Genomic DNA, 12,491 nt, shown 5'->3' with positions numbered 1-12,491 from the left:
GGCTTACCTTCCGTCCGGGTCCGGTGTTCGAACGAGGCTCAAGGGGTAGCCCGTCACGGTGGGGAGATCCTGTGCCCGCCGAAGGATATATGCCCGGTAATTCGCAATCAGTTCCACGACGTCGGCGAGGCTCTCCTGCACAACGTAAGCAGCGCCGTCGAGGGTCACCAGATGGGTGTCCGGACTTTCGTGGATCCGTTCAATGATGTCCGGATTCACGGCAAAGCGGGTGCCGTTCAGGCGGGTGACAACGATCATGGGCCGTTTCTGCTTTAGGTAGGAAGGCACTGTGGGGAGGGCGGTTCAGTTCCTACTGTCGGCCGGAGGCTCGCTCGCGTTAGCTTGCCGCCGATCCGCGTCGCTCCAGTCATCAAACGGCGTCCGCGTTTTATCGGTCCGCGGTCCGAGCATTTTCATACAGAATTGCGTGAATACATCGAGCAATGTACTTTGAGGACATGGAGACTGTGACTCTTGCGCCCGTGCTGGCACGCTTCGGTTACGCGGTGTCAGATCCGACCCGGGCGCGCATCCTTCTGGCTTTGGCGCAGGCACCGGCTTACCCGTCCGATCTCGCCGAGTCCTTGGCCGTCTCGAGGCAGAGTATGTCCAATCACCTGACCTGCCTGCGGGGCTGCGGCCTCGTGGTCGCCGTCCCGGACGGGCGGCGCAGCCTCTATGAGTTGGCCGATCAACGCCTGGGCCACGCGATCAAGGATCTGATCGGCGTCGTACTCGCAGTCGACCCGTCATGCTGCGCCCCGGACGGCCGGTGCCTCACGTGACGGTTCTCATGCACGCTCCGACGCCGGAGCGCAAGGCCGTCCTGAGCCGGAGGATCCAGCTTTTCGCAGCGGCCACCATCACCTACAACGTCGTTGAAGCCGGTGCGGCGCTCTGGGCAGGCGATGTCGCCGATTCCTCGGCGCTCATCGGATTTGGGTTGGACTCGGTGATCGAGGTGGCCTCTGCGCTGGCGCTTTCCTGGCAGTTCTCCGCGACGGATCCGGAACGGCGCGAACACGTGACCCTGAGAATCATCGCCATATCTTTCTTCGCCCTGGCAGCATTTGTGTCGGTCGAGGCGGTACGTTCCCTCACTGGCGCGGGTGAAGCCCGGAACTCCACGGCTGGGATCTTCATCGCCGCCTTGAGCCTGCTCATCATGCCTGTCCTATCTTGGGCTCAGCGGCGGGCCGGCCGGGAGCTTGGCTCCAAGACCGCCGTCGCCGACTCCAAGCAGACCCTCCTGTGCACCTACCTCTCCGCGGTCCTGCTCGCAGGTTTGGTCCTGAACAGTCTGCTGGGCTGGTGGTGGGCCGACGCCGGCTCTGCCTTGGTGATCGCAGCAATCGCAGTCCGGGAGGGCTTCAACGCGTGGCGCGGAGACATCTGCTGCGCCGTGCCGCGCGTTCCCGCAGTTCAAGGATCCGGAGCCGACGACGGCTGCTGCGTTGAGTGCGGAACCGGTCCTGAATCCGTCAATCTTTCCGTTCGAGCGGCTTCCCAGGCTCACCAAACCGACAATCCGGAAACCGCCCGCTAGCCCGGAGTCAGCGGAGCGTCGCCGGACGGACGCGTACCGGCGCGAGAATTCCGATGATCATGACGGCCGTCATGGAACCGGCCGCCATGATTGCCGCGAGCACTACAATCTGGAAGCGCCCCGCTTCGAGCGGCGAGACCCCGCCAAAGATCGCCCCGACGAACGCACCGGGCAGCGTGACGAGTCCCGTCGTCTTGGTTTGATCGGTGGAAGGAATCAAGGCCGAGTAGACCGTGCGCCGCGCAAGATCCAGGGTTGCCTGCCTCGGAGTGGCGCCAAGTGCGAGCCAGCCTTCCACCTCCTCCCAATGCTCATAGACCGATTCCTTGAAGCGCCGGCCGGCCAGGACGGCGATGGTCATTCCGTTGCCAATGACGATCCCGCCAATCGCGAGCGCGTAGCGAGGGGTGAACGCGATGGCACCCGTGGCGAAAATGACGGCGAGAGTTATTGCTATGCCCCCGGCCATCGAGCCACTGACCAAGCCCAAATGGGGCAGGCTCCATCCGATGCGCCGGGTTGCACTCGTCGCGGCCACCGCGAACATGACCAGAAGCGCGACGGCGACCCACAGTGGGCTGGTAATCACGCCACCCAGAACGAAACTGATCGCGGCGAGTTGGACGGCTCCGCGGAGAATGGCGAGTGCGGGTGCGAAGGGATGCGGGGCGCGGAACGCCAAGAGCAGTGCCAACGTGACTGCCATCAAGACGCCGACGCCGAGGAATGTCGGCGTGAATTCGGCGAGTCCGGGCATGGGGCCAGCTTATCGAGTGCCGCAAGAAATCCGGCCCGCCTTGCCGTCAATATCGATAAGTGTAAATATATACGCGTGTCTATACCTCTGGAGTTAACGCCCGTCCAGGCGGTGGCTTGTTGTTCACCGCTTTCCCGGGAACCGTTGTCTGAATCGGAAGCCGACGGAATCGTTCCGTTGCTGAAAGCGCTGGGCGATCCGGTGCGACTGCGGCTGATGTCCCTTGTGGCGTCCCACGAGGGTGGCGAAGCCTGCGTCTGCGATCTCAATGACGCCTTTGAGCTGTCCCAGCCGACCATCAGCCACCACCTGAAAGTCCTGCACGAAGCGGGGCTGCTGGAGCGTGAAAAGCGCGGCGTGTGGGTCTATTACCGAGCTCGCACCGACGCTCTGGAAAACCTCGCCGCCCTCATCGGGGGTCAGAGCCGGTGAGTGTGTTGAGACGGAAGGTGTTGGCGGAGTTCGCGGGCACCGCTTTCCTGGTCACGGCCGTGGTGGGGTCCGGCGTCATGGCCTCGCGTCTTTCGCCGAACGACGTCGGCCTGCAGCTTCTGCAGAATAGCGTCGCCACCGGCGCCGCACTGGTGGCACTGATCCTAGCCCTGCAACCGGTCTCGGCATCCTTCAATCCCGTGGTGACTTTGGTGGAACGGGCTCTCGGGATGGTGGACACGCGCACCGCTGCGGGCCTGATCGCCGCCCAATTCGGCGGCGGCCTGGCCGGGACCGTGACCGCCAACCTGATGTTCGGTCTCGACGCCGTAACCCTGTCCACGCATGAACGCGCCGGGACGGGGCTGTGGCTTGGCGAGATCATCGCGACTATCGGGTTGATCCTGGTCATTTTCGGGACCGTCCGATCGCAGCGGGCCGAGCGGGTGGCCTTCGCAGTGGGTGGCTACATCACGGCCGCGTACTGGTTCACCAGCTCCACCAGCTTCGCCAACCCCGCCGTGACCGTGGCCCGGACCCTCACCGACACTTTCGCGGGCATCGCTCCGGCCTGCACGCCGGCCTTCATCCTCGCCCAACTGCTGGGCGGCACCGCCGGGTTCTTCCTGATCCGCGCCCTCTACCCCACCACTCCCACCCCGGCCGTAGCTGCGGCCGATCGAAAGGTCCTCTCATGAGCGCTGAAACCGTGAAGAAGCCCTCCGTCCTCTTCGTCTGCGTCCACAACGCCGGCCGCTCCCAGATGGCCGCCGCCTTCCTCACGACCCTTGGCGAGGGCCGGATCGAGGTCCGCTCCGCGGGCTCGCAACCCGCGGACAAAGTCAACCCGGCCGCCGTCGAGGCCATGGCCGAGGTGGGYATCGACATGTCCGCTGAGATCCCCAAGATTCTCACCACGGACGCCGTGAAGGAATCCGACGTCGTGATCACCATGGGCTGCGGCGACGAATGCCCCTACTTCCCGGGCAAGCGCTATGAGGACTGGGTCCTCGAGGATCCTGCCGGCCAGGGTGTGGACGCCGTGCGCCCCATACGCGACGAGATCAAGACCCGCATTGAGGGCTTGATCGAATCCCTCACGCCGGCAAAGTAGCGCTCGACCGCTAGAAGACTCTCGGATGATACAGAGGACAGCATGGATGCACAAAACATCCTTCCGATTGCCGTGATCGGCGCCGGACCCATCGGCCTGGCCGCCGCCGCGCACCTGCTCGAACGCGGCCTGGAACCTGTCATCTTCGAAGCGGGCCCGGCCGCGGGTGCCGCCGTCGCACAATGGCGGCACATCCGCCTGTTCTCGCCCTGGCGGTTCAACCTCGACGCCGCCGCCGTCCGTCTGCTTGAGGCCTCCGCTTGGGAGAGCCCGCGCCTGACCGCATTGCCCTATGGCCGGGAGATCATCGACCGCTACCTCGCGCCTTTAGCCGCACTTCCGGCCATCAGCTCCCGCCTTCAGACAGGTGCCCGTGTCATCGCGGTCACCCGTGCCGGCCTGGACAAGACGCACGTCCGGGACCGCGACAACACCCCTTTCCTCGTCCGCGTCGACCACGGAGCCGGAGAGGTCCGGGACCACACCGTGGCAGCCGTCATCGACGCTTCCGGAACGTGGTCCACCCGCAACCCACTGGGCACCTGCGGACTGCCCGCCATCGGCGAAAACACCGCCGTCGACCGGATCTCCTCGCCCCTGCCCGACGTCACCGCACGGAATCGTGTTTCCTTCGCCGGACGCCGCGTCCTCGTGGTCGGCGCGGGGCACTCGGCAGCGAACACCCTGATCAACCTAACGGAGCTGGCTAAGGACGAACCCGGAACCCGGATCATGTGGGCCGTGCGCGGCGCGTCCGCAGAAAAGGTCTATGGCGGCGAGGACGCTGATGGGCTGCCCGCGCGAGGCCAGCTTGGCGGAAGGCTGCGCCGCCTGGTTAAGGCCGGAAGGATCGAATTGCATACCGGATTCGGCATCGCGGCCCTGAAATCCCTGGACTCCCACGTGAGCGTCGAAGCCGTCAACGGCCGCACCCTCGAGGCCGACGTCGTCGTTCCCTGTACCGGCTTCCGCCCCGACCTGGGCATCCTGCGCGAGCTCCGCCTCAATCTGGACCCCGCGGTCGAAGCACCGGTCGAATTGGGTCCGCTCATCGACCCCGAATTCCATTCCTGCGGCACCGTGCCCCCGCACGGCGTGAAGCTGCTCGCCCATCCGGAGAAGGACTTCTACATTGTCGGCATGAAGTCCTACGGCCGGGCCCCGACCTTCCTGCTGGCCACCGGTTACGAACAGGTCCGCTCCGTTGCCGCCGCCCTCGCCGGAGACCAGGCAGCGGCCGACACCGTCCAGCTCGAACTGCCCGAGACCGGAGTCTGCTCCACCGATGCAGGCAACAGCTGCGACGCACGCGCCACGGACCCCGCCACCGCAACCGAGGAAACCGGCTGCTGCGCCGCCCCGGAACCGGTCCTTGTCGGGTTCCGCACCGGACTGTCCCATGGACGCTCCGGCGAACTCTGACCCCACACACCTGATAGCGGGCACATCCAAACCTTGGCACGTCCAAACAGAAGGAAGAATCATAGGCATGACTGAAATCAGCAAGGTACCGAGTGTCCTTTTCGTCTGCAGCAAGAACGGCGGCAAGTCCCAACTCGCAGCAGGGCTCATGCGGGATCTGGCCGGAGACGCCGTCGCGATCTACTCCGCCGGAACCAAGCCCGGAAACTGTTTGAACCCGGAATCCGTGGAGTCCTTGAACGAACTCGGCATCGACATCACGGGCGAGCACCCCAAACCCGTCATGGACGAGGTACTCGAGGCCGTGGACGTCGTTGTTGTCCTGGGTACCGAGGCCAAAGTTGAACCCCAAGGCACGGCCCGCTTTGAAACCTGGGAGATCGACGAGCCCTCCAGTCGCGGCATCGAAGGGATGGATCGCATGCGCCTGGTCCGCGACGACATCCAGRCCCGGGTCCAAAAGCTCTATACCGAGCTCGCGGAAAAGTAGGCCGCAGGCGAGATCGTGGATGCAGAGTCCGCGCCCGATTCGCGGAACACCAACGGTCCAGTAGGCCCGGCACCAGTAGCGGGAGATTAGGTCACGTAAACCTTGCGTAATACATGTGATTCCCGTCACGATCAGGCATTCTGGATGGAAATTTAGGTATGGCTAACCTAAAGTTTCAACCTGTGAGCCCGCATTTCCTTCCCCCGGGCTCCCCAGGACTTGCTCGCAGAAAGTAGCCCTCATGAAGATTCGCGCTAAAGCGCTGGCCGGCATCGCACTCGCCGCCACCACCGCCCTCAGCCTTGCCGCTTGTGGCAATGGCACCGCCTCCTCCGCAGCCACCGGCTCTGCCTCTGCTGACGCTAAGGTGGCTGGCGAAATCACCGTCTACAACGCCCAGCATGACACCCTGACCAAGGAATGGGTGGACGCGTTCACCAAGGAGACCGGCGTCAAGGTCACCGTCCGCCAGGGTTCCGACACCGAGCTCTCCAACCAGATCGTCCAGGAAGGCGCGGCGTCCCCGGCCGACGTCTTCCTCACGGAGAACTCCCCCGCCATGGCCCAGGTTGAGAACGCCGGTCTCTTCACCGACATCGACAAGGCCACTGTGGACCAGGTCCCGGCTGAGTACCGCCCCTCCACCAACAAGTGGACCGGCATCGCTGCACGCTCCACCGTTCTGGTTTACGACAAGAACAAGATCGGCGATGACAAGCTGYCCAAGTCCGTGTTGGACCTGGCCAAGCCGGAGTGGAAGGGCAAGTGGGCGGCTTCGCCGTCCGGCGCTGACTTCCAGGCGATCGTTTCCGCACTGCTGGAGCTCAAGGGCGAGGCTGCCACCACAGAGTGGCTCAAGGGCATGAAGGACAACTTCAAGGCGTACAAAGGCAACAGCACCGCCATGAAGGCAGTCAACGCCGGCGAGGTCGACGCGGCGCTGATCTACCACTACTACTACTATGGCGACCAGGCCAAGACCGGCGAGAACTCCAAGAACGTCACCCCGTACTTCTTCAAGAACCAGGACCCGGGCGCTTTCCTGTCCGTTTCCGGCGGCGGCGTGCTGAAGTCCTCCAAGAACGCTGCAGCTGCGCAGGCCTTCATCAAGTTCATCACCGGCAAGCAGGGCCAGGAAGTCCTCAAGAACGGCACCTCCTTTGAATACGCTGTTGCTTCCAAGGTGGACTCCAACGCTAAGGTCGTTCCCATCAAGGATCTGCAGGCTCCCACCGTGGACCCCGCCAAGCTGAACTCCGCGAAGGTAACCGACCTGATGACCAAGGCAGGACTGCTGTAATTCTGTGACCACTGATCTATCGGCTCCCGTAGTTTCAAAGACTTCGAAGAGCACGACGACGGCGGGCCGGGGCAAGCGCCCCCGCCCGCCTTTCGGCGTTTCCGCAATATCCCTCATAGCGGTGCTGATCGCACTGTTTTCCCTCATCCCGCTGGGGTACGTCGCTTACATGACGGCTGCGACCGGCTGGAACACCGCCGTCGGGCTCATCTTCCGGCCGCGCGTCGGCGAGCTGCTCCTGAACACCGTCATGCTGGTGGTCTTCACAGTGCCCATTTGCCTGGTGCTGGGAGTCGGCGGCGCGTGGCTCGTGGAACGCACCAAACTGCGGGGGCATCGCTGGTGGGCTGTGGCCCTGGCGGCCCCCCTAGCCATTCCGGCCTTCGTCAACAGCTATTCGTGGGTGTCCGCGGTCCCATCGCTTCAGGGCATCTGGTCCGGCGTGCTCATTGCCACGCTGTCCTACTTCCCCCTTGTCTACATTCCTGCCGCGGCAACGCTGGGGCGCCTTGATCCAGCCATTGAGCAGTCCGCTGCATCCCTTGGCCTGGGCCCCTGGGCCGTCTTTTTCCGGGTTGTCCTGCCGCAATTGCGGATCGCGATGACTGGTGGCGGACTCTTGGTGTCCCTGCACCTGCTGGCCGAATACGGTGCGTTCGCGATGATCCGCTTCGACACGTTCACCACGGCGATCATGACCCAGTTCCAGTCCACGTTCAACGGCACCGCGGGCAACATGCTGGCAAGCGTCCTGGTGTTCTTCTGCCTCATCCTGCTCCTGGTGGAAGTCAGGAGCCGCGGTAGCGCGCGCTACGCCCGCGTCGGTTCCGGGGCCCAAGCCAAGCCGACCCGGTTGCCGCTGCGCCACTACCAGATTCCCTCCCAGCTCGCCCTGCTGGCCGTCACGGTGCTCGCCTTCGGATTGCCGATCTGGTTCGTCCTGCGCTGGGTGTTTGCGGGCGGCGCCCGCGTCTGGTCTGCCGACGAGTTCCTTCCGGCGCTGCTCCAGACCCTCGCTTATGGCACCGTCGGCGCCGTGGCGACAATCGTCGTCGGCTTCCCCATGGCGTATCTGGCCGTGCGGCACCCCAGTTGGTTCAGCAAGATGCTGGAACTCTCCAACTACGTCACCAGCTCCCTGCCCGGCATCGTGGTGGGCCTCGCGTTCGTGACAGTGAGCATCCGAATGGTCCCGGGAATCTACCAGACTTCGGGGGTCCTGATTGCTGCCTATGTGCTGCTGTTCCTGCCGCGCGCCCTGGTCAACATCCGCTCCGGCCTGGCCCAGGCTCCCAAGGAACTCGACGAAGCCGCGCAGTCGCTCGGCAAGACACCCCTCGTGTCCTTCCTGAAAGTGACCCTGCGGCTCACCGCTCCCGCGGCCGCAGGCGGAGCAGCACTGGTCTTCCTTGCCATCGTCAACGAGCTGACGGCAACGCTGCTGCTATCCCCCAACGGCACGCACACCTTGGCCACCGAATTCTGGAGCAAGAGCAGCGAGATCGACTATTCTGGCGCGGCGCCCTACGCCCTGCTCATGATCCTGTTGTCTGCACCCATGACGTACTTGCTTTTCCAACAGTCCAAGAAAGTAGCCGGACAGTGACCGAACAATCCCCCTCAAGGCTTCCGGCACCCCGCGTCGCGGCGTCAGTGGCGCCCACCACCAACACGCACCTGGACATCGCCGAGGTCACCAAGAACTTCGGTTCCCAGGCCGTGTTGAAGGGCGTGAACCTGTCCGTGGCGAAGGGCGGGACCACCGCGATCGTTGGGCCTTCCGGATCCGGCAAGACCACCCTGCTGCGCCTGATCGCCGGTTTTGAACACCCGGCTACCGGCTCTATCAGCCTCAATGGCACCACGGTGGCCGGGAACGGCGTCTGGTTGCCTGCACACAAGCGCCACGTTGGCTATGTTGCCCAGGACGGTGCGCTTTTCCCCCACCTCACGGTGGAGCAGAACATCGCGTTCGGTCTGGACAGCTCAGCGCTCGACGGCGGCCGCCGCGCCGTGAAGACGCGGGTCCAGGAGCTGCTGGAGATGGTTTCCCTCGATGCGGACATGGCCAAGAGGCGCCCCCACCAGCTCTCGGGAGGTCAGCAGCAGCGGGTGGCACTCGCCCGCGCCCTGGCCCGTGAACCGGAGCTCATGTTGCTCGATGAGCCGTTCTCCGCCCTCGACGCCGGCCTCCGCGTTGCCACCCGGCGCGCAGTGGCCAAGGTGCTGAACGAGGCTGGAGTCACCACCATCCTGGTGACCCACGATCAGGCTGAAGCCCTGTCCTTCGCTGACCAGGTGGCCATCATGCGCGGCGGGAAGTTGGCGCAGATCGGCAATCCTTTCGTGGTGTACACCCGTCCCGCCGACCGCGCCACGGCCGAGTTCCTGGGCGACGCAGTCATCCTGAACGCTTGGATGGAAGGTTCCCTGGCCACGTGTTCGCTGGGCGGAATTCCCGTACGCCGTCCGCCCGCGCAGGGCCTCGTGCAATTGATGCTTCGTCCGGAACAGATCCGGATTGCCCCCGACGGCCCCATCCGCGGCGTGGTGGTGGATACCGACTACTTCGGACCCGAGACTACGGTGCGGATCAAGCTCGCACCGCGCGTTGCGGCGGCCGGCGCCTCCTTGGCCTACCCGGGAGGCGGCGAAATCATCACCATCCGGCACTGGAACGCTTCGATCACCAAGCCCGGCACGGAACTGTGCCTCCGCGTGGTGGGCGAAGGCGTGGCGTTCCCTGTGGAGGATTAGGGGACCGCCACAGATGAGGGTGCAACGGTCGGCGGCGTGTGGCGTCGCGGGCGGGCTCCGCATACCCCAGAAGGCGTCCTTGTGCCACTGACCAGGGACGGGCATAGCCTTACGTCATGACGGCTAGCTACAGATACGACGTCGAGATCCTTCATCTGCTGGTATCACCGGGACACGCCTACTTCGGACGTGCACGTGACGGTGCCGCTGAAGTGCCCACCACGGATGCCGAGCAGGTCGAAGTCGTCAATGGTAAGGGCATTGTCGGCGACCGGTTTTTCGGCAAGGCCGCGCACATGGATGCCGCAGTCACCCTCATCGCCGTTGAGGCCCTCGAAGCCATCGCCACGGAGCTCGGTGTGGCACCCTTCGACCCGCTCATCCCGCGCCGCAATGTGGTCCTCAGAGGAGCGCACTTGGCTCCCCTGCTGGGCGAGGAGTTCGCCTTGGTATCCCGCGGTGGTCTTGTGCGGCTACGGGGAGGGCGGCCCGCCCACCCCTGCGCTTGGATGGACCAGATGCTGGCTCCAGGGGCTCATGCCGCAATGCGTGGGCGGGGCGGCATACGCTGCCAGCCGCTTTCGGACGGCACCCTGTTTCGTGGCCCAGCTGTGCTAATTAGCCCCGTGCCGCTCGAACCCGAAAAGGCCGGTCAGCCGACGGTGCTTCGAGCTTCACGGCTGCCGTAGGCCTACAGCTGTTGGGTTTCCGCGTCAGATGTGGCAGTCGCGGCGTTGGCCTGATCGGCCAGGGAGCCGCGCCGACGGCTCGCCAACAGGAACGGCACCGCGATCAACTCGATCACACCGCTGATCGCCAACGAGTTGGAGTAGCCGTACACATCGGCGGCCCGGCCGAGCAGTGGTTGCACCACCACGCCACCGCTTGATCCCATGAGTGAGTCGAAGCTGAGCACTGTTGCCCGCTGCTTCGAGGGGATCATGTCGTTCAGGTAGGCCTGCCGCACCGGGGTGCCCGCCGATTCGACCATTGCCCAGAGCGTCAGGAGCACCAGAGCCGCCCAGAACACCTGGGTGATTCCGAGCGCCACCAGGATCAAGGCGCCCACCACGCCGCTCAGGATCAACACAGTGGTGCGCTTGCGAACGAGGCGCCGGATGCGGGGGGCAATCCACCCACCGAGCACCTGGGCTCCGGCCACGATGGCCGCTGCCAGACCCGCCACGGAATACGCACGCGGGTCTCCGAAGAGCTGAAGCAGGAACGGCTGCAGGGCGTAGAACACATAGATCCCGACGCCGGCACTGAACGGCGCTGCGAGCATCACGTACCGTACGGGTGGATTTTTCAAACCGTTCTCGATTGAGGCGTCAAGGACGGCGCGGGTCGCCTGAAGGGGATGAGTGGAGCGTTCAGGGGTGAACCCGACGTCGCGCATGAGCAAGAAGGCCACGACGAACATGGCCACTAGCACGCCCACTCGCACCAGGAAGGGCACTCCCAGGTTGGTGACCTGCGCGATCACGCCTCCGGCCACCGAGCCCACCAGCATCGCGACGCCGGACACCATCTGTCCGTGTCCAAGCACCGTCTCAAGTCCGCCTTCGTATCCGGTGAAGCGCAACGCGTCGACGAGCCACGCTTCCACCGCACCCGAGAAGAAAGTGAAGCCCAGGCCGAGTAAAACCGATACCACCGCCCACCACCAGAACGGGGCGGAAAACTGCCAAAGCAAATAGTAAAGGAAGGTAGACCCCGCCAGTGTCACGGTGCCAAGCAGGAACGAGACGCGACGGCCCCAACCGTCGGCCACCACCCCAGTGGGCACCTCGAACACCACCATTCCGGCCGTGAAGAAGGCATTCGCCGCAAAGGCCTCGAGGTTGCTGAGCCCGGCATCCAACAGGAAGAGTGTGTTGATCCCCCAGATGAACGAGGCCGCAAGGGTATTGCCGAGGGTCAACGTGAGGTAGACACTTTGAATCTTTCGGGCGGCGGCGTTCATCAAGACGCCGTCCCGTCCAGCGCGGGGGGTACGCACGAGCCCATTCTCGTCCCCTTCGGCTGACCACGCTAGAGCCGAGGGTCAGTTGCGCGCCCGCGAAACAGCTTCGGTGCCCAGCATCAGGAGGCAGGCGAGGCTGGATCCCCAAAACTATCGATGCCCGCTAGGAAGTCGTGCTGGTCTTTCGAATCGGGTATCTGCTTAGCTGAAGGTGACCCGCAGATGCGGAATTGGCCGATCGGAGCGGTGGCCTCTGCTGCCGCGCGTGTCGTGACGCTCCAGCTGCCCAGCCCGAGGAATGATGAGGCGGTGGAGTCAATCTCGTGGCCGAAAGCGTGGCAGCCGGAGGCGCGTGCCGCTCTACTTCGATTCATCGACGGCGACAACAGGGTCGAGATCATCGTGGGAGATCCCAGCACGTCAATTGATGGGACTGGCGTGGCAGGCCATGTCTACCTCGATGGCGCCAAACTGATGATCGTTTACGATCGCACGCGTCGTGCAGACGTTCATCCCTGGCCCCTCCTGGCGGGGCCAGTACTCGAAGTCGTCGATCTTTCAGGCCGTCGGCGCAGGTCGATCTATCGCCATCCGAACTGGTCAACACCTCGGCGGCGTTCTTGACGCCCGAAAGCCGGGCCCGACCGACCGGAGGCTCGCGCTGGCAAGTTCGGCCTGCCCGTCGTGGCTTCGGCTCACCCGGCCAC

14 protein-coding genes are annotated in these 12,491 nt (G+C 64.5%); 11 read left to right on the top strand and 3 right to left on the bottom strand.

The window, feature by feature from the left end:
• Positions 1–3 precede the first annotated feature (3 nt).
• Positions 4–258: a flagellar FlbD family protein gene (locus tag AC1DLO_RS11745; RefSeq protein ID WP_184737941.1), complete on the bottom strand. Its 255-nt coding sequence runs from the start codon at positions 256–258 to the stop codon at positions 4–6.
• Between the two features lie 200 nt (positions 259–458).
• Here AC1DLO_RS11745 and AC1DLO_RS11740 point away from each other — a divergent pair, with 200 nt between their 5' ends.
• Together AC1DLO_RS11740 and AC1DLO_RS11735 are read left to right on the top strand one after the other, a co-directional pair.
• Entirely contained in the window at positions 459–785 is a 327-nt protein-coding gene (locus tag AC1DLO_RS11740) for an ArsR/SmtB family transcription factor (protein ID WP_476890061.1), read from the top strand.
• Positions 782–1,546 carry a cation diffusion facilitator family transporter gene (locus AC1DLO_RS11735; RefSeq protein ID WP_476890060.1) on the top strand — a complete coding sequence of 255 codons (765 nt, stop codon included), beginning with the start codon at positions 782–784 and terminating at the stop codon, positions 1,544–1,546. The genes AC1DLO_RS11740 and AC1DLO_RS11735 overlap by 4 nt, the downstream gene beginning before the upstream one ends.
• Positions 1,547–1,553: 7 nt before the next feature.
• Here the strand turns inward: AC1DLO_RS11735 and AC1DLO_RS11730 are convergent, their stop codons facing one another.
• Entirely contained in the window at positions 1,554–2,303 is a 750-nt protein-coding gene (locus AC1DLO_RS11730; RefSeq protein ID WP_184737945.1) for an ABC transporter permease, read from the bottom strand.
• 81 nt (positions 2,304–2,384) lie between these two features.
• Between AC1DLO_RS11730 and AC1DLO_RS11725 the strand changes: the two genes are divergently transcribed.
• The 9 genes from AC1DLO_RS11725 to AC1DLO_RS11685 all read left to right on the top strand — a co-directional run bounded on the left by AC1DLO_RS11725 (position 2,385) and on the right by AC1DLO_RS11685 (position 10,507).
• Positions 2,385–2,735 (top strand): ArsR/SmtB family transcription factor, encoded by a 351-nt coding sequence (locus tag AC1DLO_RS11725; protein ID WP_476890141.1) that lies wholly within the window; start codon positions 2,385–2,387, stop codon positions 2,733–2,735.
• Complete coding sequence (locus AC1DLO_RS11720; RefSeq protein ID WP_476890059.1) at positions 2,732–3,433, top strand: aquaporin; 702 nt, start codon at positions 2,732–2,734, stop codon at positions 3,431–3,433. The genes AC1DLO_RS11725 and AC1DLO_RS11720 overlap by 4 nt, the downstream gene beginning before the upstream one ends.
• Complete coding sequence (locus AC1DLO_RS11715; protein WP_476890058.1) at positions 3,430–3,849, top strand: arsenate reductase ArsC; 420 nt, start codon at positions 3,430–3,432, stop codon at positions 3,847–3,849. Before AC1DLO_RS11720 ends, AC1DLO_RS11715 begins: the two co-directional genes overlap by 4 nt.
• Positions 3,850–3,891: 42 nt before the next feature.
• The gene (locus tag AC1DLO_RS11710) at positions 3,892–5,271 is read left to right on the top strand and encodes an FAD-dependent oxidoreductase (RefSeq protein WP_476890057.1); all 1,380 of its coding nucleotides are present in this window, start codon (positions 3,892–3,894) and stop codon (positions 5,269–5,271) included.
• A 67-nt stretch (positions 5,272–5,338) separates the two neighbouring features.
• A complete protein-coding gene (locus AC1DLO_RS11705; protein WP_476914481.1) occupies positions 5,339–5,761 on the top strand; it encodes an arsenate-mycothiol transferase ArsC in 423 nt (140 codons plus the stop codon).
• 241 nt (positions 5,762–6,002) lie between these two features.
• Complete coding sequence (locus tag AC1DLO_RS11700) at positions 6,003–7,061, top strand: iron ABC transporter substrate-binding protein (RefSeq protein WP_476914480.1); 1,059 nt, start codon at positions 6,003–6,005, stop codon at positions 7,059–7,061.
• A 4-nt stretch (positions 7,062–7,065) separates the two neighbouring features.
• Entirely contained in the window at positions 7,066–8,667 is a 1,602-nt protein-coding gene (locus tag AC1DLO_RS11695; protein ID WP_476890054.1) for an ABC transporter permease, read from the top strand.
• Entirely contained in the window at positions 8,664–9,818 is a 1,155-nt protein-coding gene (locus tag AC1DLO_RS11690; RefSeq protein WP_476890053.1) for an ABC transporter ATP-binding protein, read from the top strand. Before AC1DLO_RS11695 ends, AC1DLO_RS11690 begins: the two co-directional genes overlap by 4 nt.
• Positions 9,819–9,934: 116 nt before the next feature.
• The gene (locus AC1DLO_RS11685; protein WP_476890052.1) at positions 9,935–10,507 is read left to right on the top strand and encodes an MOSC domain-containing protein; all 573 of its coding nucleotides are present in this window, start codon (positions 9,935–9,937) and stop codon (positions 10,505–10,507) included.
• Between the two features lie 2 nt (positions 10,508–10,509).
• Here the strand turns inward: AC1DLO_RS11685 and AC1DLO_RS11680 are convergent, their stop codons facing one another.
• Positions 10,510–11,784: an MFS transporter gene (locus AC1DLO_RS11680; RefSeq protein WP_476890140.1), complete on the bottom strand. Its 1,275-nt coding sequence runs from the start codon at positions 11,782–11,784 to the stop codon at positions 10,510–10,512.
• Between the last annotated feature and the right edge of the window lie 707 nt (positions 11,785–12,491).

Source organism: Arthrobacter sp. 01T419 (assembly GCF_056398865.1).
The sequence above is the reverse complement of the archived record's forward strand: the minus strand, read 5'-3'. Positions and strand labels throughout refer to the sequence as shown.

Bases quoted from the DNA above. Each gene is read 5' to 3' on its own strand.
- AC1DLO_RS11685 (WP_476890052.1), top strand. From the start codon at position 9,935: ATGACGGCTAGCTACAGATACGACGTCGAGATCCTTCATCTGCTGGTA.
- AC1DLO_RS11745 (WP_184737941.1), bottom strand. From the start codon at position 258: ATGATCGTTGTCACCCGCCTGAACGGCACCCGCTTTGCCGTGAATCCG.
- AC1DLO_RS11740 (WP_476890061.1), top strand. From the start codon at position 459: ATGGAGACTGTGACTCTTGCGCCCGTGCTGGCACGCTTCGGTTACGCG.
- AC1DLO_RS11710 (WP_476890057.1), top strand. From the start codon at position 3,892: ATGGATGCACAAAACATCCTTCCGATTGCCGTGATCGGCGCCGGACCC.
- AC1DLO_RS11730 (WP_184737945.1), bottom strand. From the start codon at position 2,303: ATGCCCGGACTCGCCGAATTCACGCCGACATTCCTCGGCGTCGGCGTC.
- AC1DLO_RS11680 (WP_476890140.1), bottom strand. From the start codon at position 11,784: ATGAACGCCGCCGCCCGAAAGATTCAAAGTGTCTACCTCACGTTGACC.